This is a genomic window from Acinetobacter sp. ANC_7513, from assembly GCF_056779915.1.
Genome location: NZ_JBWYIW010000009.1, coordinates 64121 through 87456 on the forward strand (window position 1 = coordinate 64121; position 23336 = coordinate 87456).

At 38.9% G+C, this 23336-nt stretch carries 21 protein-coding genes and 1 riboswitch; of the genes, 9 read left to right on the forward strand and 12 right to left on the reverse strand.

The window, feature by feature from the left end; translation table 11 throughout:
• The first annotated feature begins 45 nt into the window (after positions 1 to 45).
• Complete coding sequence (locus AC1M9B_RS10555) at positions 46 to 513, forward strand: RcnB family protein (RefSeq protein WP_481593538.1); 468 nt, start codon at positions 46 to 48, stop codon at positions 511 to 513.
• A gap of 33 nt (positions 514 to 546) precedes the next feature.
• On the opposite strand, the gene AC1M9B_RS10560 is transcribed toward AC1M9B_RS10555, so the two are convergent.
• From AC1M9B_RS10560 to AC1M9B_RS10575, 4 genes are all read right to left on the reverse strand, one after another.
• Positions 547 to 1044 carry a phosphate-starvation-inducible protein PsiE gene (locus tag AC1M9B_RS10560; protein ID WP_035265636.1) on the reverse strand — a complete coding sequence of 166 codons (498 nt, stop codon included), beginning with the start codon at positions 1042 to 1044 and terminating at the stop codon, positions 547 to 549.
• Positions 1045 to 1205: 161 nt separating this feature from the next.
• On the reverse strand, positions 1206 to 2987 hold the full coding sequence (locus tag AC1M9B_RS10565; protein ID WP_092767569.1) for an acyl-CoA dehydrogenase C-terminal domain-containing protein: 1782 nt from the start codon (positions 2985 to 2987) through the stop codon (positions 1206 to 1208).
• Between the two features lie 170 nt (positions 2988 to 3157).
• Entirely contained in the window at positions 3158 to 4960 is a 1803-nt protein-coding gene (locus tag AC1M9B_RS10570) for an acyl-CoA dehydrogenase C-terminal domain-containing protein (protein WP_180028280.1), read from the reverse strand.
• Between the two features lie 310 nt (positions 4961 to 5270).
• The gene (locus tag AC1M9B_RS10575; RefSeq protein WP_481609070.1) at positions 5271 to 5897 is read right to left on the reverse strand and encodes a hypothetical protein; all 627 of its coding nucleotides are present in this window, start codon (positions 5895 to 5897) and stop codon (positions 5271 to 5273) included.
• 133 nt (positions 5898 to 6030) lie between these two features.
• Between AC1M9B_RS10575 and baeS the strand changes: the two genes are divergently transcribed.
• Complete coding sequence (baeS, locus tag AC1M9B_RS10580; protein ID WP_035265564.1) at positions 6031 to 7692, forward strand: sensor histidine kinase efflux regulator BaeS; 1662 nt, start codon at positions 6031 to 6033, stop codon at positions 7690 to 7692.
• A gap of 18 nt (positions 7693 to 7710) precedes the next feature.
• The gene (locus AC1M9B_RS10585; protein WP_092767563.1) at positions 7711 to 8397 is read left to right on the forward strand and encodes a response regulator; all 687 of its coding nucleotides are present in this window, start codon (positions 7711 to 7713) and stop codon (positions 8395 to 8397) included.
• A gap of 148 nt (positions 8398 to 8545) precedes the next feature.
• On the opposite strand, the gene AC1M9B_RS10590 is transcribed toward AC1M9B_RS10585, so the two are convergent.
• The 8 genes from AC1M9B_RS10590 to AC1M9B_RS10625 form a co-directional block, all read right to left on the reverse strand.
• Positions 8546 to 8809, reverse strand: a complete 264-nt coding sequence (locus AC1M9B_RS10590; protein WP_481587175.1) for a hypothetical protein — start codon at positions 8807 to 8809, stop codon at positions 8546 to 8548.
• 16 nt (positions 8810 to 8825) lie between these two features.
• On the reverse strand, positions 8826 to 9194 hold the full coding sequence (locus AC1M9B_RS10595) for a DUF6988 family protein (protein ID WP_481609071.1): 369 nt from the start codon (positions 9192 to 9194) through the stop codon (positions 8826 to 8828).
• A gap of 157 nt (positions 9195 to 9351) precedes the next feature.
• The gene (locus AC1M9B_RS10600; protein WP_481587177.1) at positions 9352 to 9720 is read right to left on the reverse strand and encodes an MmcQ/YjbR family DNA-binding protein; all 369 of its coding nucleotides are present in this window, start codon (positions 9718 to 9720) and stop codon (positions 9352 to 9354) included.
• A gap of 69 nt (positions 9721 to 9789) precedes the next feature.
• Entirely contained in the window at positions 9790 to 11235 is a 1446-nt protein-coding gene (locus AC1M9B_RS10605) for a protein adenylyltransferase SelO (protein ID WP_481609072.1), read from the reverse strand.
• 148 nt (positions 11236 to 11383) lie between these two features.
• Positions 11384 to 12550 carry an acyl-CoA desaturase gene (locus AC1M9B_RS10610; protein ID WP_035265557.1) on the reverse strand — a complete coding sequence of 389 codons (1167 nt, stop codon included), beginning with the start codon at positions 12548 to 12550 and terminating at the stop codon, positions 11384 to 11386.
• Between the two features lie 230 nt (positions 12551 to 12780).
• Entirely contained in the window at positions 12781 to 13494 is a 714-nt protein-coding gene (locus AC1M9B_RS10615; protein ID WP_035265555.1) for a glycerophosphodiester phosphodiesterase, read from the reverse strand.
• Positions 13495 to 13632: 138 nt separating this feature from the next.
• Positions 13633 to 14217, reverse strand: a complete 585-nt coding sequence (locus tag AC1M9B_RS10620) for a cob(I)yrinic acid a,c-diamide adenosyltransferase (RefSeq protein WP_481609073.1) — start codon at positions 14215 to 14217, stop codon at positions 13633 to 13635.
• A gap of 96 nt (positions 14218 to 14313) precedes the next feature.
• Complete coding sequence (locus AC1M9B_RS10625) at positions 14314 to 16152, reverse strand: TonB-dependent receptor plug domain-containing protein (protein ID WP_481609074.1); 1839 nt, start codon at positions 16150 to 16152, stop codon at positions 14314 to 14316.
• 37 nt (positions 16153 to 16189) lie between these two features.
• Positions 16190 to 16405, reverse strand: a riboswitch (cobalamin riboswitch).
• 142 nt (positions 16406 to 16547) lie between these two features.
• Here AC1M9B_RS10625 and AC1M9B_RS10630 point away from each other — a divergent pair.
• The 6 genes from AC1M9B_RS10630 to AC1M9B_RS10655 all read left to right on the forward strand — a co-directional run bounded on the left by AC1M9B_RS10630 (position 16548) and on the right by AC1M9B_RS10655 (position 23222).
• On the forward strand, positions 16548 to 17192 hold the full coding sequence (locus AC1M9B_RS10630) for a phosphoribosylanthranilate isomerase (protein ID WP_035265546.1): 645 nt from the start codon (positions 16548 to 16550) through the stop codon (positions 17190 to 17192).
• The gene (gene trpB, locus AC1M9B_RS10635; RefSeq protein WP_035265544.1) at positions 17173 to 18417 is read left to right on the forward strand and encodes a tryptophan synthase subunit beta; all 1245 of its coding nucleotides are present in this window, start codon (positions 17173 to 17175) and stop codon (positions 18415 to 18417) included. Before AC1M9B_RS10630 ends, trpB begins: the two co-directional genes overlap by 20 nt.
• 552 nt (positions 18418 to 18969) lie before the next feature.
• Positions 18970 to 19482, forward strand: coding sequence for a DUF1543 domain-containing protein (locus tag AC1M9B_RS10640; RefSeq protein ID WP_035265543.1), 513 nt, complete (start codon positions 18970 to 18972; stop codon positions 19480 to 19482).
• Between the two features lie 230 nt (positions 19483 to 19712).
• Positions 19713 to 21356, forward strand: coding sequence for a nitrite/sulfite reductase (locus tag AC1M9B_RS10645; protein ID WP_035265542.1), 1644 nt, complete (start codon positions 19713 to 19715; stop codon positions 21354 to 21356).
• Entirely contained in the window at positions 21349 to 21834 is a 486-nt protein-coding gene (locus AC1M9B_RS10650; RefSeq protein WP_481587188.1) for a DUF934 domain-containing protein, read from the forward strand. The genes AC1M9B_RS10645 and AC1M9B_RS10650 overlap by 8 nt, the downstream gene beginning before the upstream one ends.
• 401 nt (positions 21835 to 22235) lie before the next feature.
• Positions 22236 to 23222: a diaminopimelate dehydrogenase gene (locus AC1M9B_RS10655; RefSeq protein WP_481596047.1), complete on the forward strand. Its 987-nt coding sequence runs from the start codon at positions 22236 to 22238 to the stop codon at positions 23220 to 23222.
• The last annotated feature ends 114 nt before the right edge of the window (positions 23223 to 23336 follow it).

Below are 23336 nucleotides of genomic sequence, written 5' to 3' on the forward strand. Positions count from 1 at the left end.
TGTTGAAAACAAAAGTAATCTTACATTTGGAATGAGGTAATAGAGATGAACAATACATTATTGGTTAAGACTCTATTGGGTTCAGTGATTCTTTTAATAACGAGTCATACTTTTGCAGATAGTTGGGCTAATTACCAAGGTTCTAAGGTTCGACCTGTAAAACCAACACAGACTCCAATATATACTGGTAATGCAGATCGTCTAAGTAAGCCAGTCCCATTGCAACAACCACGTTTTGCTCAGAATAGACCTCAATTACAGCGACCATATCCTCCTTATCCAGCGTATCCGCAGCAGAATGGGATTACAGTGATCTATCAACAGTCTTTACCGACCACGACGACATATTCTAGCAAGCAGTCAAGTTTCGTAAATGGGCAGGGTGGTACTATTGAAATGAGTCAGTATATGCTGATTTCAGATTGGCGTCGTTATGGTCTTCCTGCACCACAAGTTGGAATGCATTGGATATACCAAAATGGTCGATATATCCAGATGCCAAATGATCGTTAGATGCTTAATCCAATTTGTCTAAGCCATCTTTATCTAAGCCAACTCATCATCTTCAGGGCGTGGTGTTTTTCCAAGTGGTAAAGGTTTATCTTGGTGTTTATCTCGGATCACTGATGGAAAATTCCAAGAAGCAAAACGCACGACCAATATAGCGAATGCTAGGATTAAAATTGATCCTGTAATAATGACTAAATCAATATCAGCTTTATGGTCATGTTGAATATCTGAAATTAACAGACGTGTCAGGGCAGTGATGGCGATATAGATCAGAAATCTGACGGGCATATGATTGGTCTTAAAATAAATACCTACCATCGCACCTAGCTCTAAATAGATAAATAACAACAGAATGTCATCAATCGTTGCATATTGTTTTACCGTAAGAATATCAATCACGGTATGTCCTGCAGACCAAATTACCATGCAGCCAATAATAAAGAGCGCAATATAGTGGAAGCTCTCAACTGCTAGATTTCCAAAACGATCTAATAAGGATTCGATTTTTTCTACGCTAATATCTTTTTTACTCATGACATCTCCTCCTTTGAAAAAACCTGATGGTTTCATTGGAGTGATGCAAAATTCATGCTCATCTTATGCCTAAGCAGGGAAGACTATTATGAGTTGCTTTGAAAATAAGCAAATTTCAGATAAAAAAAAGCCTGAAGAATCAGGCTTTTTTAAGATAAAACTTATGATTGATTTGTGAAGTAATCTTCGCTAAATCCCATCACGATTTCAGAGCTAGCTTTGATGCGAGCTAAACGTGTATTTAATTCAGGTAAAACGCGTTGGATGTAGTAGTTCACCAAAGATAATTTGTTCTCATAGAACTCACCTGATTTTTCACTCGCAGCTTTAGCAATTTTAGCAAACATATAGGTAAAGCTGAGTAAGCCTACCGCATGTAAATAATCCACCGCAGCAGCATTCGCATAATCAGGATTTTCCGCAGCACGTTCAAGAACAACTTGAGTAATCGATTCAAGTTCAGTTGCAGCATCAAGAGTGGCATCTTTGATGTAATTTAAGTCCGCATCTAATGCATTTGCAAAGTCACGAATTTCTTCGATATATTCTGCGATGAATTGTCCATTACATTTAATCGTTTTACGACCAATTAAATCTTGTGATTGAACGCCGTTCGTTCCTTCATAAATTTGTGAGATACGAAGATCACGGATACATTGTTCCATACCCCATTCACGAATATAGCCGTGACCACCAAAGACCATTTGGGCATCTAGTGTCGCATTGAAAGCAGTGTCTGTTAAATATGCTTTTGCGATTGGTGTGAGCAAAGCAACACGATTATTTGCTTTTGCAACTGCTTCTGGATCCGTCGAGAACTTTGTAATATCCAGTTGTTGACCTACATATACTGCAAATGCACGTGATGCTTCATTGTTCGCACGAGCATTTAAGAGCATACGACGTACATCACCGTGTACAAGAATACTATCAGCAGGTTTATTCGGAGATTTCACACCTGTTGCACTACGACCTTGTAAGCGATCAGTGGCGTATTGAGCAGCATTTTGATAAGCAAATTCTGAAGCGCCTAAACCTTGGATACCCATGGACAAACGTTCATAGTTCATCATCACGAACATTGCAGCAAGACCTTCGTTTTCTTTACCGACTAAATAGCCTTTTGCACCGTCAAAGTTCATCACACATGTTGCAGAGGCTTTGATCCCCATTTTGTGTTCAATAGAACCAGGGCCTACAGGGTTACGATCACCCAAGGTACCATCTTCATTCACTAAGAATTTAGGTACAATGAACAGAGAAATACCGCGTGAACCAGCAGGAGCATCAGGCGTTTTTGCTAATACAAGGTGAATAATATTTTCAGCTAAATCATGGTCACCACCGGTAATAAAAATTTTAGTACCTGTGATGTTGTAAGTACCATCTTCATTACGTTCAGCCTTAGTTTTAATAATGCCTAAATCAGTACCTGCGTGAGGCTCTGTGAGACACATCGTACCTGACCATTCACCTGAATAGATTTTAGGAAGATAGGTTTCTTTTTGTTCTTGAGAAGCATAGCTATTTAATGCCATACCCGCACCCACAGAAAGAAGTGGGTAAAGCATAAATGATGGGTTGGTTGCAAAAAGCATTTCATCTGCAAGCACAGTCAGCATTTTTGGCATGCCTTGACCGCCCCATTCTTCGTCAGCACCTAAGCCAATCCAACCACCTTCTGCATATTGTTGGAACGCTTCTTTAAAGCCCGCTGGTGTGGTAACAGATCCATTATTATAAGTTGCGCCTTCTTCATCACCTGTGCGATTTAGGGGAAGGGTTACGTTTTGAGCGAATTTAGCCATCTCTTCTAAAATAGCTTCAGCTGTCGCAGCATCAATATGAGCTAAATTCTCATTTGATTGCCAAAATTGTTCAGCTTGAAATACATCATTCAAAATGAACTTCATATCTGTAAGAGGCGCATTATAGATTGGCATTTTCGTTCACCTTTTTTTTGTTTAAATATCTTTAGTTCTTAGCAGTCTATCGAAGCATATTAGGACTTGTTAGACGACTAAAGGTTAATATCTCGAATTTATTTATAAAGAAAAAGGACGGCCAAATCTATGACTGTCCTTTTTCTTTTACACATATTTAATATGGATCATTAGAATGCAAAATGTTCAGCATCCAAAGTCATTAATGGTTCTAATCCACCTGCAATTACGTCAACATGTGAGCGAACGCGTGGAAGGATCTTCTTGAAGTAGAAGCGAGCTGTTGTGATTTTCGCATTGTAGAAGTCAACTTCAGTTGAACCTGCTGCAAGTTGTTGTTGAGCAACTTGAGCCATGCGAGCCCATAAGAATGCTAGCGTTACATAACCAGAGAAGTATAGGTAATCTACTGCAGCAGCACCTACTTCATCAGGGTTTTGCATCGCGCGCATACCAATCTGCATAGTTAAATCGCCCCATTCTTTGTTGAGTGCAGCCAAAGGTTCAACAAACTCTTTCAAGTCTGCATTATCTTTGTTTGCTTCAGCGAATTTGTGAATGATTTTGGTGAAATCTTTCAACATCGCACCTTGAGTTTGCAGTACTTTACGACCTAACAAATCAAGTGCCTGAATTTCAGTGGTACCTTCATATAAGCAAGCAATACGTGTATCACGAACAATTTGCTCCATACCATGCTCTGAAATGAAGCCGTGACCACCAAATACTTGTACGCCTTTGTTTGCAGCTTCATAACCAACTTCAGTTAAGAATGCTTTAGCAATTGGCGTTAATAATGACAGAATATTATCTGCAAATTTACGTTCTTCTTCAGTCGCGCCTTTCTCAACGATATCAGCATAGTGAGCGAGGTAATACACTAGAGCTCGACCACCTTCAGCAAATGCTTTTTGCGTTAAGATTAAGTTACGAACTGCTGGATGCACAATAATAGGATCTGCTTCTTTTTCAGGTGCTTTAGGACCAGAAAGTGAACGCATTGCTAAACGATCTTTCGCATATGCCAAAGCGCCTTGGAAAGATGATTCAGCAGCAGACAAACCTTGTACAGCTGTACCAATACGTGCAGTGTTCATGAAGGTGAACATAGCATTCAGACCACGGTTTTCAGGGCCAATCAAGTAACCTGTTGCACGATCAAAATTGATCACACATGTGGCGTTACCGTGGATACCCATTTTGTGTTCAATCGAACCACAACGAACAGCGTTGCGCTCGCCAACTTCACCATCAGCAGTTAAGTTAAACTTAGGTACGATGAATAATGAGATCCCTTTAGTTCCCTTCGGAGCACCTGGTAAACGCGCAAGAACGATGTGAACAATGTTGTCCGCCATGTCATGCTCACCAGCGGAAATAAAGATTTTCTCACCTGAAATCGCAAAACTACCATCTGCATTAGGTTCAGCTTTTGTGCGGATAATACCAAGGTCAGAACCCGCATGAGATTCTGTTAAACACATGGTACCTGTCCACTCACCTGAAATTAGTTTTGGTAAGTAAGTATTTTTTTGCTCTTCCGTACCATGGTGTTCAATTGTACGAACTGCACCATGAGATAGACCTGGGTACATACCCCATGCCCAGTTCGAAGAACCGATCATTTCAGAAATGATAATGCCTAAAGAGTTTGGTAAACCTTGACCACCATATTGTTCTTCAGCAGCTAAAGATGGGAATCCTAATTCTACATATTTTTTATATGCTTCTTTGAAGCCTGTTGGAGTAGTAACTACACCATCATTCCAAGTACAACCTTCACGGTCACCTACTTGGTTAAGTGGAGATAATTCGTTTTCACAGAAATCTGCAGCAGCTTCTAAATATTGATCAACCAACTCACGGCTTACGTTTTCTTGGAATGCAGGGAGTTTTGAAAAGTGTTCTTCAGCATTTAATAATTCATGCAAAACGAATTGCATATCACGTAAGGGCGCTTTGTATTGTGGCATATCGGGTTCCTCAATACTGGTTAAACCAGATTTATAATCCTAATAAAAAATGTCGTGTCATCTACGACACCTATTTTGTTCTATTACATCGTGCAATAAGTTATTGCTTGGTACAAGTTTTATAGCCATATTCTGTGTGACTGTAAAGTCAAAGAAAAAATATTAATTTTGGCTAAGTGTTTAGAGTATAAAGTTTTTTCGTGAATTATATGTGAACAGAATAGTCAAAAACGTAATAAGTTATGACATAAAAAAAGGCGCAACATGCGCCTTTTTAATATTCAATCACTTAGTAGTGAGTTGAATTGAATTATGCGGATTTTTTTAAGTCTGGTTTAACGAGTGGTTGATTTGGTTTGAAATAAACTTTACATACACCGTTGATAGTCTGTTCACCCACTTTGATTTGAACTTTTTTACCGTCAGTTTGTCCATTGCATGCTTGAAGTTTTGCATTTTGACTAACTTGCTGTTGCATCAAACGTTGATCAAATTTTTGAACAAGCTCAGCACGTTTGGCATCTGTGAGCGGTTCACCTTTTTGTGAACGGTTAGCTTGGGCCGAAGTTGGCTTTTCAGCTTTAAATTGGGCACGTGCTTGCTCATGCATTTTTTTCATATCAGCACGATCCGCTATGAAACGGATATGACAAGTACCATCAATATTTTGTTTATCAGTTTTGATTTGAACAGTTTGACCTACAACTTTGCCGTCGCATGCTTGACGAATTTGCTGCATCATCGCTTTACGGTCAGCACGCGCTTGTTTGAATTGCTCGCGTTGTTCAGGTGTTAAACGTTCTTTATGATGATGTTTTTTATCATAGTGACCCTTTTTAACTTCTTGAGGTGCTTGAGTTGTTGTTTGACATGCAGTAAGTGCGCCCATACTGATTAAACCAGTGGTCACCAATACAATTTTGTTCATCGCTTTCATTATGTTTATCCCCAAAGTTGTTTGGATTCGGTATAGGTAAAGATTAAATAATAAAGATGAAGAAACAATGGAGAGTTTTTTGAATCAGTGTTAGATACAATACTGAAAAACGAAGAAATAATGTGAGTTCAATTTGAATATACGTCGCGTACCAATCGCACTACGCTTATTTTTTACAGTACTGTTAACGACATTGCTCATTACGACGGTTAGCTTAAGTGTGCTGCATTGGACGATGCAAAAAAACTTCACCAAATATGTAGCTGATGTAGAAATGCAAAAGCTTGATCATCTAATCGATAATTTAGCGGGCGTATTCTCTGTTTATCAAGATTGGGGCAATGCCGTTCAAGCTCAGATTTTACAAATTGAAGGTGAAGCTGCACCCGATGATTATGATCGACTATCACGTTGGTGGTTACGTCGCCAATATGATATTGCATTGCAACAGCGTTATTTCAAAGAGCATACATTAATTAGCGAAATTGAGTCACAAAGAACGCAAACTATTAGTCCAGAAGAGCTGAAAGTCTTAGAAGAAAATTTACCTTCTGCATTTCAGCCATTTGAAGGATTGCGTTTCCCATTAAGTTCAAATCAGAATCAGACAAGAACCACGAACAGTTCTGATAAATCACATGAAAATAAGCTTTCTAGTTTGAGAACTTCTGAATACCAGCAGGGCAAGAAACTATTTATATCTATGTCTGATCACTTGGGTTTAAGTTCTAGACTTTCCTTATATGATGCAAAACAACAGTTTATCTTGGGTGAACCATCAGAGAATATGGTGTCGTATCGACCGATCACAGTTGATGGAAATATTGTGGGGTATCTCGGGCTAAGACCTGTTTTAGATCAAGATGATGCTTTAAGTATTAATTTCTTTAGCAATCAAAAGCGTTATTTATTTTTAATATATATTCTGACATTTATTTCGAGTTTGGTTGCTGCCTTATTATTAGCAACTTATTTTAGAAAGCCAATTCAACGCTTATTAAATGCAACACGAGAATTAACCAAAGGGAATTTTCAGCATCAGGTGAAAGTAAATCGTAACGATGAGCTTGGCGATCTTTCGACTGAAATTAATCAGTTAGCTGTGATTCTAGATCAGCATGAAAATTCTAGAAAGCAGTGGGTTGCAGACACTTCGCATGAGTTAAAAACGCCGCTGGCTGTTTTGCAAGCACAAATTGAAGCAATGCAAGATGGAATACGTAAACCAACGCCTGAACATTTTGCTTCAATGTTGGCACAAGTTTCGAGTCTGAAAAAATTAACACAAGATTTGGCTGCGTTAGCACAAGCTGAAGCACAACAACTCAATTTTGATTTCAATGAAATTGACCCTTGGAGTGTCGTGTTAAATGAGATTGAAAATTTCAAACCTAAATTTGAACAAGCCGATCTCACGATTAGCGCAGAGGGGCATGGAACGAAATTACAATTAGATGTAGATCGTTTTAAACAAATTATGGTCAACTTACTCGGTAATACTATTCGCTATACGGAAGCCGGTGGAAGAATTCATGTGCATACGATCGAAAACGATAAGACTTGGTCGGTGATTGTTGACGATAGCCCATTAGGTCTTACTGATGAGCAATTGGCTCATTTAGGTGAGCGTTTCTATCGAGCGGATGATTCTAGAACACGTAGTACTGGCGGAACTGGATTAGGTCTAGCATTATCGTGCAAAATTGCACAAGGCATGAAGGGCTCCTTGAAGTTTGACCACTCACCATTGGGTGGATTGCGCTGCATCCTCACATTTCCAAAGAAATCGTTTTAAATTGAAGAAGGGTGACATATGAAACATGTGATGCTGGTTGAAGATGAAGTAGAACTTGCTCAATTGGTGCGAGATTATCTTGAAGCAGCTGGCTTTGAAGTCAGTATGTTTCACGATGGTCAAGAGGCTTATGATAGCTTTTTACAACGTAAACCAAGTCTAATGGTTTTAGATTTGATGGTACCTCGTATGGATGGTCTCACGATCACCCGTAAAGTCCGTGAGCAGTCTGATTTGCCTATTATCATGGTGACAGCACGAACGGAAGAGATTGATCGTGTACTTGGTTTGAATATGGGGGCGGATGATTATGTTTGTAAACCATTTAGCCCTAAAGAGTTAGTTGCTCGTGTTCAAGCAGTGTTGCGACGTTTAGATCGTAAAGCAGAACCTGAAGAAAATAATTTATTCCGTATGGACAAAGGTCAACAACGAATTTGGTATCAAAACAAATCTTTAAATTTGACACCTACAGAATTTCGACTTCTTGAATTATTCTTAGAACACGTAGGTCAGGTGTACTCTCGTGCGCAATTATTGGATCATATCAACCCAGACAGTTTTGAAGTGGCAGATCGTGTGATTGATAGCCATATCAAAAACTTGCGCCGTAAAATCTCGGATGCCGCGGAAACAGGTAATCGTCATGAATGGGTTCAAGCTGTTTATGGGGTGGGATATCGTTTCGAATATCCTGAAGATTGATTCTTTGTGATAAAAAAAAGCGAATCTAGAAGTTCGCTTTTTTTTGGTGCGTTGGTTTTGGTTAGGGTCTCTACAATTGGCCATTTCATATGCAACTTTCATGTAACTTTGTTAGGATATGAGCTTATTAAAGGTGGCTATCGTATTTTTATTTAAAGTAAGCTTCGACTCTAGCTTTTACTATAGGATCAACATCATCAACCATATAAAAACAATATCTATATTTTTCGATCAAAACACTAATATATTTTTGTTTATCAGGAACTGTGTGCTTTAAGATTATCTGTGCAGCTACGGTTATTAAGTTATTTGATTGGCGCATCAAGGTGATCAGCATCTCATCTTTATATCCCATAACATCTCTAGTAAATGACTGTTTTACAGTATGTACTATGGAGTTAAGTTGCTTCAAATGATATTTTTTGAAATCACAAAGGGTGAATAGCCACCAAAATTATTGGCTGAGCAGTTAAGTTTGCAGCACCAAGCTTATCAAGCATTTCAGAAATCATTGGACATGTGTCGGATTCAAATTGCTCTTCAAATGTGTAACTAAATTGCAATTTTGATATTTGATGATTACTTGCAAGAAATAATAACCAATATGCTCTGACTACAGCTTCAAATTGTGATCTAAGTAAAATCATAGCTTGTGTTGGTAGATTTGAAGATAATAAACCACTTACTCCAAGCCCATGCTCAAATGAGATGTAAATACATTGTTCAACTAAGTCCAAACGCGGCCCACAATCGATAATGTCACTATTAATAATTTCTTGTTTTAGCTCTAAGATCATCTGAGTTGATAATCCAAAAAGTTGTTCTATATCTATAATGAATATCGTACTCATAGAGTTGTAATGATATAACCCAAATATAGAATGAGTTTTTCGTATTACTACTATTTATTAATTTAGCGTAATTATTGTTATAGAAAGCAATTTTTAACTTTATTCAAATGACTCTGAGTAAAGCGATATGCTTTTGTTCGGCTTTTTTAAGCTTCGATACCACAAGATTATAGGAATTGGAGATCAAATCTTTGATAAGCTCTTCATCCAATTCAGATTCATCATAGATGGAAACCCAGTGTCGTTTATTCATGTGCCATCCAGATCGAATATAAGGATAAATATCTTTTAACATATGTCCATGATCTGGTTCGACTTTTAAATTAATCGCAGCTTTGCCTTTTAAATGAAATGCGAGCAAAAAGACTTTATCCATAATTTTATAAACATCACATCCCTCACCAAACGGTTGACTGACAGTGACTTCAGGAAATTTTAAAGCTTGTGATGCTGCCAATTGATGTAAATGCATAGTCAAAACGAATGGTTATTGTGGATAATGATTAAATTATCCACAGAATGAGAGAGGTTTGTGAATAACTTATGATGAACAGCTGACTTGAATTTCAGGGACGTCGCTAGCTAAAGGGCCTAAGTCTTCTGGTTGTTCAAGATGTTCTTGTTTGGTGTATGGTGTTTGAAGAAGTTTGAACAAGCGATCAACTTCAGAGAAATCATCACGTTCAGCAAGTTCAATTGCTTTCTGTGCCATATGGTTTCGTAGAACGTAGTGTGGATTGGCTGTTAACATCGCTTGATCGAGATCGTCAGTGTCTTGATTTTCCCGTATTGAGAGATATTGGTGAAGAAACCGCTCAAATGCGATACGATCAAGGCAATCATCTTTGATTTGTTCATACGCTTTATTCTGTAAACGAATAAAACTTTGGGTGTAATCAAGTTGTTCTGTTTGTAAAATATGTAGAAAAGCCATACCACAATCAAAGCTATCTTTATGAAAACTTGGTAATCCCATTTTTTGACTTAAACCAAGTTTATAGTGTTCCAGGAACGTTGGTTCATAGTGTTCTAAACAGTAAGACAAGTCTTGTTTCCATTGCTCTCGATCATAATTTTCTGGACAGAGAAGAATGAGGCTATTTAACCAAGTCCATAAATTCCAGTGCCCGATACTCGGCTGGTTCTGATACGTATAGCGTCCTTGGTAATCAGAATGATTGTTGATCCAATTAGGACGGAAACGCTCCATAAAACCATAAGGTCCGAAATCTAAAGTTGTACCGGTAATATTCAGGTTATCAGTGTTCATAACCCCATGGGCAAAACCTATCAGTTGCCACCTCGCGATCATGATCGCAGTACGTTGAATGACTTGAGTTGCAAAAGAAAGAACAGGTTGTTCTGTCTCCAAACATTCAGGGTAGTGCCATTCAATGCACTTTTGTGTAAATTCTTGCAGTAGATCTGGCTGAAATTGATTAATCCACTCAAAGTGACCTAAGCGAATATGTGTATCACACGTACGCAACATCATCGCGCCACGTTCAAGTTTTTCTCGTTGTACACCTTGATCTGATGATACAAAACCAATCGCATTACTGGATTGAACACCTAGGGCATTGAGGGCGTGTCCAGCCAAATATTCACGAATAACGGAACGTAACACTGCACGACCATCGCCTCTCCGAGAATAGGGGGTAGAGCCAGCACCTTTAAGATGTAAATCGACCGTGTTGTTATTTTGATCCAGGATTTGAGCAATGAGTAAACCGCGACCGTCACCAAGCTGTCCAGCCCATTGTCCAAATTGGTGACCCGCGTATACCATCGCCAAAGGTTCAAACTCAGCAAAAGTTTTTTGCCCGCTACAGATTTCTACCCAGTTCATCTTATCTTCTTGAGTCCACAGTAACTCATCTGCAAGTGCTACATTAAAATGACCAGGTTTAGCCCCTTTTAGAGGAAGAGGTTGTTGATGATGATACAGTCGAGCAGGTAGTGTGTTATAGCGAGAATTGAACTGCATATAATTTTTCAAAATGTGATGAACAACTTTGACTATAGCAAAATTCGATACATAAAACTGTGACTGCTACATTGGAAATGGTATCGAAAAAATAAAAAAAGCCCCGATCAACGGAGCTTTGGAGTAACTGAAGAGTCTCTTGAATGAGTTATTCAGATACTGGTGATTTCTTTAAATTACGAACCAATAAGTTCAATGTCTCTCTATGATGAGATAAACGTTGTTCAACCAATTGGAATTCAACTTTCAGTTTGCTATCCATTAAGTGAATTTTTTCAGCAACAGCTGCTTTTTTGGCATTAATTTCTTGCTCTTTAAGCTTCGCCCAATCATTTAAAGTTTGCGTAAATGCTTCATATTCTTGAGCAATTTTTGTTTTAACTGTCACGATATCATCATTCACGTTATGGCCGTAAACAGCGAGATCTTGTTGCGCATATTTAAACTTCATTGCAAGCTCAGCTTTTTTAATATTAAAGCTTGGAATACGTCGTAAGTTTTTTGCTAGCCCTAGTTTTGAACACGTCCAGATCAACCATTTAGTTGGGTCGTATTGCCACCATTTTACGCCATTGCGATAGTCGTATTGGAAGATATGATGGTAGTTATGATAACCCTCACCCCAAGTCGCAATAGCAAGAACAAAGTTGTCACGTGCAGTATTTTCATCTGTGTACGGACGTTTGCCCCACATATGGCATAGCGAGTTGATAAAGAAAGTCACATGATGGCTTAAAATTAAGCGCATTAAACCACCCAACAATAACACTCCCCAGACATCACCAACTGCCCATCCAATAGGAAGAAGAATAGCGGCATGAACGACAATCACGAGAGGGATGTAATATTTATCTTGGAACATGACAATTTTGTCAGCCAATAAATCAGGGGCGTTTTTGTAATTTGCTTCAGCTGCTGGATAGTTGCGTAGCATCCAACCGATGTGCGCGTACCAGAAGCCATTGTTAATTGAGTAGGGATCTTTTTCTACATCATCAACATGACGATGATGGGTACGGTGACCTGAGGCCCAATATAAAATGCTGTTTTGTACAGCAAAGGTTCCCATAATCATTAAAATGATTTTGAGTGGTACAGTCGCTTCATAAGCACGATGTGCCCATAAGCGGTGATAACCTGCGGTAATGCCAAGACTGCTCAGACCCAATAGCGCAAACATGCTGATCCACGCAGCAAGCGAGAAATCATGATGATAAGCATAAAGTGGAATCGCAATAACGGCGACAATAGGTAAAAACACCAATGCAAATACTGCAATCCAGTTGATTGGGGCTTTGGGTAGGGGAGCATTCATCTCCAACAGCACTCCTAGAACCTTTAATAGGTTAAAACTAAATCCACTCACAAATTTGTGAGGATAGACTCGTTAATACTAACATGGGCGAACATGTGTTCACTAGCATTATTGTACAGTTGTATTGTTTAAACCGTAACAGAATACATCATTGTATAAATTCGACTTTGGACGAATTCCAAAAAATAAATTAGAAAAAATAATCAAATAAGTTTTTGAATTTGAAAATATTATAGGTGAGACATCATTAACTTGGGATAATCAGTAATTAAGCCTTGAACTCCTAAATCCTTAAGCTGTTTAGCACGATCTATATGATTGACTGTCCAAATACTAATATTTAAATTTGCGGAAAGTGTGGAGGCAATGATCTCATTTGTAGCAAGTTCGTTCATCCAACCAATTTGACAACATTCAAATTTCAAAGCTTGATCAATGGCTGCATGCTTTATATCGGTTTCAACCAGTAATCCACGCTTAAACCTTGATTTTTGCTGTTGAAGGGCTTGATGAATTTTAGGATCGAAACTGGTGATAATGGCGGAATCTTCAAAGCCTATTAATTGTTGATCTAAGGCTTCGACAATCTTTTCTGCGGCCTTCATCGATTCAACAGCTTTGACCTCAACTTCAATATGATTAAAATTATGAATAATTTTGAGGGTTTGATCGAGTAGCGGTGTAGCTTCGACTTTATTCCATTCAGACCACGTTACGGCATGATTATACTGCGCTAAATCTTGCTCATCACATTCGTATAAATGTTTAGCTTGGCCCGTAGTACGAACAAAGTCATCATCATGCATCACGATCAGCGCATTATCTTTGAGTTGACGGACGTCAAATTCTACAGCGCGTATACCAATATCTTGAATATATTGAAATCCACCGAGGGTGTTTTCAGGTGCTTCCCCACGCGCACCACGATGACCAATTATTTTCATAAAACACCCTGAAATTTCAGGGTGATTTTAGTGCTAAATCATGAATGAAATATGACGATTTTAAATCAAAATTTTGATCAAAAAAGCATTTTAAGTGGATGGGGCAATCAACATGAAGACCTTTTTACACTTTTAAGGTCAGGGCTCAATCGTCTCATTGATATTCTTTTGCCAAAGCACTTCTGAGCCACCTTCAGCACGTTGTAAGGTACGAGATGCGACGAATAACCAATCAGATAAGCGGTTCAAAAGTTGTAATGATGTGGCTTGGATATTTTGATCACGTGCGTGAACTGACATCACACTACGTTCTGCACGACGGCAAATTGCGCGCGCTTGATGAGCAAAACTGCAGACTAATGTACCAGCTGGCAAAATAAAGTCTTTTAGCATGGGTAATGCTTCGTTCATACGATCAATATCATTTTCTAAAAATTCAATACATACTGGTTGAACCAAGTTAAATCCAGGAATGCAGACTTCGCCGCCTAAATCAAATAACCAATGTTGAATCAGACTGAGTGATTTATCCCATTGAGCTTTGTCTTCAATGCTACTTAAAGCAATGTGCGAACGTAATACACCAATGGTCGCATTGAGTTCATCGACATCACCTAACGCATCGATACGTAAATCATCTTTAGGTACACGTGAACCATCGCCTAGTCCGGTAGTGCCCGTATCTCCCGTGCGGGTATAAATTTTACTTAAACGGTGACCCATGAGGTTTCCTTTAAATTTTTTTAAGTGCTAGATATGAAAAGAATCATGCCATAGGCATGACATGATTCTCAAAAGTATTTATGAGTCAAAGAATGCTTAGTATCTGAATGTCACACCAGCAGAAGCTAAACGTCCACCATTGACATAATATTGCTCACCAGCACTGTGAACAGTTTTATAGTTCACATCACCAACGTTTTCAATATTGGTAAACAGTTTTACATGCGGGTTAAGGTTCCAGAATGCATTTAAGTCTACTCGAGCATATCCTGGAATATCTTGGCTAAAATCCTTTGCTTTTGATTTGGCAACGAGCGAAGCACTTAAACCATAATTTGCATTTTGTAAACCTGCTGAAACAGTAACTGATTGACGAGGACGACGTAATAACTCAGTATTTTTTTCAGTATCTTCTGTTTTGATATATGTATAGCCTGCATTGATAAAGTACTGATCATTTGTCCACTGTGCTGTCAATTCACCGCCTGTCATTTGTGCTTTATCAACGTTTTGGTTTTGGTAAGTTGGGAACGTATTCACCCAATCGCCATCACAAGTACTGACGCAGATTGAATTAATTAGATTATCAACTTTGGTATAGAAAGCAGAAGCACCCAATGAAATATTAAGTGGGAGTTTTTGATCAATACCAATTTCATAAGAAATGCTTTCTTCTGGCTTAAGTTGTTCATTACCACCATAGGCATATAGATCATTTAATGTAGGTGCTTTAAATGCAGTGCCAACATTGGTGTAAATACTTGTTGTAGGAAGCAATTGGTATCTGAGTGCACCCTGCATGACTGTGTGTGAACCAAACTTTTCATTGTCTTCTAAGCGGATGCCAGCTTGCGTACTCAAGCCATCGGCTTGATATTGATGCTGAATATAGTAACCTGTTGAATTAATATCTTCGTTTAATGCATCGGTTTTAGCTTCAGTATTACGTTGGGTCACACCAACTAGAATATTTTGGGCTGGTACAAAATTCCATTTGCTATAAAGCTCAGCCTCTTGAGTTGTACTGTGTACAAAACTATTAGAAGTTACTTGCTCCAAATCATCTTTAAATTGGGATAAACGTGCATGAACTTCAAGCTGATCAGTTGGGTTAATGCGTCCCTTTGCATTTATGATTTCATTTTCAAAATCTTGACTTGAGAATGTACCCCAGTTGTTGTATTCCCCATTTCCTGAGTTCTGACTGAAATCTAAAGATGCAGCATAACGTTTTTGATCTATACCAAACTTGGCACTATAACCTTTTTGATCAAAGCTATAGTTACGTTTATCATTCATATTAAATACTGGCGTACCGTCAGTTTCTAATATTTGACCTCGAACTTGTGCATAGATGCCATTTTCAGCTAAATCTGCGCCAACAATCGATTTATAGGTGTTATTTTCACCAATTTCACCTGTAATAAAAGCTGTAGTTTTTTCTGGTGTGCGCGTGACAAATTGAACCACCCCTCCAATTGCATCAGTTCCATAAAGTACAGATGCTGGACCTTTTAGAACTTCAATTTGTTTAAGATCAGTGGTGTCTAAAAATGGAATAGAGGCAGCACCAGTTGTCGCTGTATTTAAGCGGACGCCGTCACGTAGCACTAGAGTTTGATTTGAATTCGTGCCTCGTAAAAAAATTGAAGTTTGTTGACCGTAACCGCCAGATTGAACCACGTTAATGCTAGGATCTGTTTTAAGTAGGTCTGGCAGAGCTTTAATTGGTGACTGTTCGAGAATCTGTGGCTGGATAATTGAAATACGTGCAGGTACGTTTTCAAGCTTTTCTTCTGAGCGAGTAGCTGTGATTACAATAGTTTCTAAAGTTGCATTAGAAGTTGTTTGTTCTTGAGCAAAAACTGATGTAGTAAAACCCATCGCAATAGCGATTGCACCAACCAAAGCTGTTGGTTGACATTGAATAGACATAACGTGCTCCATACATTCACTTCCCCGTGAATGATTGAGTGGAAGAACACAACAAGCAGGTATCCGGACTCAAATGTAGTAACTGGATTACTTACATTTCCACCTTCCCACATATGACATGCAGTGGTGTAAATCTCTAAAAATCAGAAATCTATTGAGAAATGTTTTTCATTTTTTACCGTTGCGGGGGCAGTGTTGGATTTTCACCAACTTCCCTAAAGCGATTGCTTTGACTTGTTGCAATTTGAGCGCAGTATAAAGAGCGCTTCTCATTTAAACAATCTTCACACCGAATATTCTGAGTGAACTTTACGCAAGATGAAAAAATTGCTTTACAATGAAGCGCCCAAAAATGATAGATCGGCTATGATGAGGGTGGATTAGAGCTAGAATAGATGCGAACTCGTGCAAAAATATGCGGAATTACCCGATTAGAAGATGTCCAAGCTGTTGTGCAAGCTGGTGCGGATGCTATAGGATTTGTGTTTTTTCCACCAAGTCCAAGACACGTAGATGTTGAGCAAGCATCACTGTTGGTTCAAGCGATTCCTGCTTATGTGCAATCAGTTGGATTATTTGTTAATAGTTCAGCCGAAGAGATCCAAAACATACTTAAAAAAGTCCCTTTAGATATTTTGCAGTTTCATGGCGATGAAAGTCCAGAACAGTGCAAACAAATTGCTCAGGCAGTGGGTCGCCGCTGGTATAAAGCAATTCAAGTAAAACCAGAACTAGATATCGTTGAAGAAATCAATAAATATCAAAAGTTTGGTGCGAGTGCTGTGTTGTTGGATGCATGGCATCCAGATTTAAAGGGCGGAACAGGCCACAGCTTTGATTGGACAACATTTCCAAAATTAAATATTCCATTGATCTTGGCAGGAGGACTAAACCCTGACAATATCGAGCAAGCAATTCTTACAACACAAGCATATGCTGTGGATGTGAGCGGCGGTGTAGAGTCCGCAAAAGGTATAAAAGACCAACAACTCGTAGAACGCTTTATGCAAGGAGTCCATCGTGGATCAGCAAACCGTTAATCAACAAGATCAAGTGATTGACTATACCCAATACCCTGATGCAAAAGGGCATTTCGGTATCCATGGCGGACGTTTTGTGTCAGAAACTCTAATGGCTGCACTAGAAGATCTAGAGCAACTGTATTTCCGAATGAAAAATGACGAACAGTTTTTGGCAGAATTCGACCGTGACCTCGCTTTTTATGTAGGTCGTCCAAGTCCGCTTTATTATGCTGAGCGATGGTCAAAGGAGTTGGGTGGTGCACAAATCTATCTAAAACGAGAAGACTTGAACCATACTGGCTCCCATAAAGTAAATAACACGATTGGTCAGGCTTTGCTGGCAAAGTTATCAGGCAAAAAACGTATTATTGCTGAGACTGGTGCAGGTCAACATGGTGTGGCAACAGCGACCATCGCAGCGCGTTTAGGGCTTGAATGTGTTGTATACATGGGTGCAGATGATGTGAAACGCCAAGCGATGAATGTATATCGTATGCGTTTATTGGGCGCGACTGTTGTTCCTGTCGAAAGTGGTTCTAAAACATTAAAAGATGCCATGAATGAAGCCATGCGTGATTGGGTAACAAATGTCGATTCTACCTATTACGTGATTGGTACAGTTGCAGGTCCACATCCATATCCTCAATTGGTACGTGATTTCCAATCGATCATTGGTCGTGAAGCACGCCGTCAAATTCAAGAGCAAGCAGGTCGTCTACCAGATGCACTGGTTGCTTGTGTCGGCGGTGGTTCAAATGCGATGGGCTTGTTCTATCCATTCCTGAATGATCAAGATGTGAAAATGTACGGTGTCGAAGCTGCTGGTTACGGTATTGAAACTGGTAAACACTCTGCTCCATTAAATGCTGGTCATGTTGGTGTGCTGCATGGTAACCGCACTTATCTTATGTCGGATGCACAAGGTCAGATTATTGAAACACACTCAATTTCAGCAGGTTTGGATTATCCTGGTGTAGGCCCAGAGCATAGCTTCTTAAAAGATATGAAGCGTGTTGAGTATGTTCCAATTAATGACAATGAAGCATTACAAGGCTTCCGCGACTTAACTAAGATTGAAGGTATTATTCCTGCACTTGAAAGTTCGCATGCGATGGCATATGTGACTAAGTTGGCTCCAACGATGTCTAAAGATCAAATTATTATTGCAACGGTTTCAGGTCGTGGTGATAAAGACTTAATGACAGTTGCACGCATTGATGGCGTGGAAATGGTAGAAATGTAATTCATCCTTTAAGCCTCTCCCTTTGGAATGAGAAGCACTGCTTCGTAAGGGGAGAGGTGCTATTTAGAAAATCGCATTTAAGCCATTGGATGCGATTTTTTTATGCGCTCTAGAAAAGCTAAAATATTTTCCTAAAATTTGATTTTTGGATCGGTGACATGGATGTCGTCTGTATTTCTGTGATACAGGCAAGTATCATCAGAAATACAAAATGATTTTGTTACTTTTACCGAAAAAAAGTAAGGCAGTTTGGAGTGTGAATCTATTTGAGATTCAGATTTGAAGAGCTATTTCATGGACTTACTTTTACGTTACTTTGGAAAAGCCCAAAGTAACCGAAGGCTTTCTGTTGAGCAGATATTACATTCTTGTAATACTGCTCAACGGGGGACATCCATGTCGCCACCACGTATCCATTATCGTTGAATTGGTCAGGTTAATCTTTAAACCCTGTATAAAAATCAGTAACACAGCCAATCCATTCTTTTCAGTAGTGGCAAATCCAAATTCAGGTATGATTAATGGTCTTGTCAAAGCCAAAGGAAATCAACCATGCCAAGCCTATTTCTTGTAATGCTCGGTGGTCGTCATGCACGTGCCAATACTGAAGTGCATGATGTGGTTTTGGCTGTTGGGGATTCACTAGAAGAAGTCTATCCTCAACTCAAAAATGCTTGGTTTGGTGAGCAGAAAGGCTTACATATTGATGCTTGGGCGAAGGTAAATGGAGTGGAATATAATGAGCAGCAATTCCAAATCCATTTTACAGATGCAGCTCCTAATGAAAACGAAATGAAACTCTGGTTGATTAATTTAGGTGGGTACCACGTTAAAGAGTTCGGAGAGCTACATCGTTATGTATTAGTACCCGCTTTAAATAGTGCATCGGCTAAAGAACGTGGTAAATCATTCTTTGGAAAAGATTGGCAAAAACAGCACACAGATCGAGTTTTGGATGTAGATGATTGTATTGCCATTGATCAAGTTCATGGTCGTTATGTGCAATTGATTGAGGGTCAATTTAAAGAAGGGTACTGGGAAAATACATACATCACGATCGGATAATTTTTAATAAAGAACAAATTTACAATCTATATGAATTTATGTGCTAAGAATAGTTAAATAAAATCTTTATGTGGAATAAGTACTGGAATCCAGAGTTTGTCTATATATCAGTGATTCGAGTGATTACATATCAATAAAACCGCTATTAAATATGTAAAAAACGCATTTTATTGATAGATGAATAAAAGCTATGCTGTGCTTCGTTAAAATTAAACTACTAGCTGTACGCCATGTATTTATATACTGATTTCGATCAGCAACTGATCAATGAACGTGTTGCACAATTCCGTGATCAAACGGAACGTTATTTAGCTGGAAAGCTTACTGAAGATGAATATCGTCCATTACGTTTACAAAATGGATTATATGTTCAGCGTTATGCGCCGATGCTTCGCGTCGCTGTACCTTATGGTTTGATGAACTCTAAACAGCTTCGTAAAATTGCTGAACTCGCTAAAGCGTATGACCGTGGTTATGCACACGTTTCTACTCGTCAAAACTTTCAATTTAACTGGCCAGCATTAGAAAATGTGCCAGACATGTTGCAAGAGTTGGCATCAGTTCAAATGCATGCGATTCAAACATCTGGTAACTGTATTCGTAATACAACAACAGACCAATATGCAGGTGTCGTTGCTGGTGAAATTGAAGATCCAAGACCGACATGCGAATTGATTCGTCAGTGGTCAACTTTCCATCCAGAATTTGCATTCTTGCCACGTAAGTTCAAGATCGCAGTTTCTGCACTTGCTGAAATCGACCGTGCTGCAACAGCATTTCATGATATCGGAGTGTATATCGTTCGCAATGAAGCGGGTGAAATGGGCTATAAAATCATGGTTGGCGGTGGTTTAGGTCGTACACCGATCATTGGTGCTGTGATCAAAGAGTGGTTACCACGTGAAGACCTTATTGCTTACTTAGAAGCAGTACTTCGTGTGTATAACTTACATGGTCGTCGTGATAACAAATATAAAGCTCGTATCAAAATCTTGGTAAAAGCTTTAACACCTGAAGTTTTTGCTGAAAAAGTTGAAGCTGAATTTGCGCATACAATTAAAACTTTAAAAGTTGATGTAGATACTCTGGCGAAAATGGACCAGAACTTTACACCATTTGCGTACCAAGATTATGCAGATGAAGACTTCTCAGAACTGTTTGCTACACATCCGAAATTCAAACAATGGTTTAACATCAATACCAATGCACACAAAGTGAAAGGTTACCGCATCGTAACAATTTCATTGAAACGTGCAGGCGTTGCACCGGGTGACGTGACCACTGAAGAAATGAACTTGATTGCTGATCTTGCAGATAAGTACACTTTTGGTGAATTGCGTACCACGCATGAGCAAAATATTGCCCTTGTTGATGTACCGCAAAAAGACTTATTTGAGCTTTGGACGATTCTTGAAAAGAATAACTTAGCTCGCGCGCACATTGGTTTCTTAACTGACATTATCTGCTGTCCAGGTGGTGATTTCTGTTCGTTGGCAAATGCGAAATCTATTCCGATTTCTGAAGCTATTTCACGCCGTTTTGATGATCTAGATACAATTTACAACTTAGGTAAATTGGACTTGAACATCTCAGGTTGTATGAATGCCTGTGGTCATCACCATGTGGGTAATATTGGTATTTTAGGTGTCGACAAGAAAGGCGCAGAATTCTACCAAATTACATTGGGTGGTAATGCAGACCATGATGCCTCAATCGGTGACATCTTAGGACCATCATTTGCTGCTGAAAAAGTACCAGATGTGGTGGAAGAAATTTTGAACACTTATCTTGATTTACGTCAAGAAGGTGAAGAGTTCATTGATACTTACCGTCGTGTAGGAATTCAACCATTTAAGGAGCGTGCATATGCTTAATACCGCACTACAAGTGCTCTCTAAGGATGGCACGATTGCAGACAATACTTATCAACTGATTGGTGAAGATGGCGTATTGCCACAAGGTGATGTGGTTTTAACGGTGGAGCAGTTAGACCAGCTTGCCAATGTTTCAGGTAAAAAAGCACTTTACCTAACCGTAGATGCCTCACCTGAAAACAATGAATTCCCACTTGATCAGCTTGATGCAATTTTTATTGAGTTTGCAGGTTTTAATGATGGTCGTGGGTATTCATTTGCCGCATTGTTACGTCGCCAAGGCTTCCAAGGCGAACTTCGTGCAACAGGTGATGTATTCAAAGACGTGTTGAACTACATGAAGCGTGCTGGTTTCGATACTTTCGTGATTAAAGAAGGTAAAGACATTGCAGAAGCAGCGGCAGGTTTAAACGACTTTACTCAACCTTATCAAGCGTCGACTGCTGTACCAAAACCAAATTATCAAACGGGTGCTTAATTTTATTAAGTGATAAAAAAGCTGAACTTAGGTTCAGCTTTTTTTATTTAATGGAAACAAGATTTAGGTATTCATAGTTCAGCCTAAGCGCTATTCAAAATGACACATAGAAGGTCAAAGTTTAATCATATGTCTATTTAGAGCAGATTTTTTTAATTCATTCAGAAATATATAGCGACAAAGCCTTTAGTGCAGCGGTTTTTTATATGATTCAATTGATCGATTAACACTGATTTAAATGATAAATTTGCTCCAAAAAAGTGCAGTTTATTGTAGTATGTTAGTATTCATTTGATCATTTTTGGTGCGGGTTTTTCTCCATTCAATCAGACTGTTTTGCGGTATATGTTTAGTACTCAGTCTAGTGATCTTGCCATCATTTAAATAGTGAAGCAGTTGTTATGCAAAATTTGATTCGTATTGGTATTGTCGGTTATGGCAACCTCGGTCGTGGCGTTGAAACGTCAATTCAAAAGAACCCAGATTTAGAGCTTGTGGGAATTTTTACACGCCGTGCACCTGAATCAGTGTCTCCTTGCTTTAGTGACACGAAAGTTTTTCATATGGATGACTTAAATGACCTTCAAGACAAAATTGATGTGTTGATCTTATGTGGTGGATCTAAAGATGATCTTCCAAAACAAACACCAGAATTGGCAAGTAAATTCAACACAGTAGATAGTTTTGATACGCATGCACGTATTCCTGAGTTTTTTGAAGCAGTGAATGAGCCTGCACTTGCTAACAAAAAAACGGCAATGATTTCGATTGGATGGGATCCAGGCATGTTCTCAATTAATCGTTTATTTGGTGAGGCATTATTACCAGATGGTGAAACCTATACTTTCTGGGGTAAGGGTTTGAGTCAAGGTCACTCAGATGCGATTCGCCGTGTGGCGGGTGTTAAAGCAGGTATTCAATATACTATTCCATCACAAGATGCGATTGATAAAGTTCGTAGTGGTTCACGTCCTATATTAACCACTAAAGAAAAACATACTCGTGAATGTTATGTTGTGCTTGAAAATGGTGCTGACGCTGAAGCTGTAAAGCAGGCGATTGTGACCATGCCAGACTATTTTGCAGAGTACAACACGACTGTGAACTTCATTGATGAAGAAACGCTTCGTAACGAGCATAATCGTATGCCCCACGGTGGATTTGTCATTCGCAGTGGTAATAGTAGTGCAGAGCAGACTCAAGTAATGGAGTTTTCGTTGAAATTAGATAGCAATCCTGAGTTTACTGCAAGTGTACTTGTGGCTTATGCACGTGCATGCTACCGCATGAATCAAATGGGTCAATATGGCGCGAAAACTGCATTTGACGTTGCACCAGGCTTATTGTCAATGAAATCTCCAGAGCAACTACGTAAAGAAATTCTTTAAGTCTAATAATTCAAAGCTATGCTTTGAATTGAGATTATAAAAAAGCCTCTAGCTAAGTAGAGGCTTTTTTATTTACCCTCCTTTAGTCAAGAAGGGTTTAGGGGAGGATTGATC

What these genes read in the sequence shown, in the direction of transcription:
- AC1M9B_RS10555 (WP_481593538.1), top strand. Translation starts at nt 46, where the DNA reads ATGAACAATACATTATTGGTTAAGACTCTATTGGGTTCAGTGATTCTT.
- AC1M9B_RS10560 (WP_035265636.1), bottom strand. Translation starts at nt 1,044, where the DNA reads ATGAGTAAAAAAGATATTAGCGTAGAAAAAATCGAATCCTTATTAGAT.
- AC1M9B_RS10565 (WP_092767569.1), bottom strand. Translation starts at nt 2,987, where the DNA reads ATGCCAATCTATAATGCGCCTCTTACAGATATGAAGTTCATTTTGAAT.
- AC1M9B_RS10570 (WP_180028280.1), bottom strand. Translation starts at nt 4,960, where the DNA reads ATGCCACAATACAAAGCGCCCTTACGTGATATGCAATTCGTTTTGCAT.
- AC1M9B_RS10575 (WP_481609070.1), bottom strand. Translation starts at nt 5,897, where the DNA reads ATGAAAGCGATGAACAAAATTGTATTGGTGACCACTGGTTTAATCAGT.
- AC1M9B_RS10585 (WP_092767563.1), top strand. Translation starts at nt 7,711, where the DNA reads ATGAAACATGTGATGCTGGTTGAAGATGAAGTAGAACTTGCTCAATTG.
- AC1M9B_RS10595 (WP_481609071.1), bottom strand. Translation starts at nt 9,194, where the DNA reads ATGATCTTAGAGCTAAAACAAGAAATTATTAATAGTGACATTATCGAT.
- AC1M9B_RS10600 (WP_481587177.1), bottom strand. Translation starts at nt 9,720, where the DNA reads ATGCATTTACATCAATTGGCAGCATCACAAGCTTTAAAATTTCCTGAA.
- AC1M9B_RS10605 (WP_481609072.1), bottom strand. Translation starts at nt 11,235, where the DNA reads ATGCAGTTCAATTCTCGCTATAACACACTACCTGCTCGACTGTATCAT.
- AC1M9B_RS10610 (WP_035265557.1), bottom strand. Translation starts at nt 12,550, where the DNA reads ATGAATGCTCCCCTACCCAAAGCCCCAATCAACTGGATTGCAGTATTT.
- AC1M9B_RS10615 (WP_035265555.1), bottom strand. Translation starts at nt 13,494, where the DNA reads ATGAAAATAATTGGTCATCGTGGTGCGCGTGGGGAAGCACCTGAAAAC.
- AC1M9B_RS10620 (WP_481609073.1), bottom strand. Translation starts at nt 14,217, where the DNA reads ATGGGTCACCGTTTAAGTAAAATTTATACCCGCACGGGAGATACGGGC.
- AC1M9B_RS10625 (WP_481609074.1), bottom strand. Translation starts at nt 16,152, where the DNA reads ATGTCTATTCAATGTCAACCAACAGCTTTGGTTGGTGCAATCGCTATT.
- AC1M9B_RS10630 (WP_035265546.1), top strand. Translation starts at nt 16,548, where the DNA reads ATGCGAACTCGTGCAAAAATATGCGGAATTACCCGATTAGAAGATGTC.
- AC1M9B_RS10640 (WP_035265543.1), top strand. Translation starts at nt 18,970, where the DNA reads ATGCCAAGCCTATTTCTTGTAATGCTCGGTGGTCGTCATGCACGTGCC.
- AC1M9B_RS10645 (WP_035265542.1), top strand. Translation starts at nt 19,713, where the DNA reads ATGTATTTATATACTGATTTCGATCAGCAACTGATCAATGAACGTGTT.
- AC1M9B_RS10650 (WP_481587188.1), top strand. Translation starts at nt 21,349, where the DNA reads ATGCTTAATACCGCACTACAAGTGCTCTCTAAGGATGGCACGATTGCA.
- AC1M9B_RS10655 (WP_481596047.1), top strand. Translation starts at nt 22,236, where the DNA reads ATGCAAAATTTGATTCGTATTGGTATTGTCGGTTATGGCAACCTCGGT.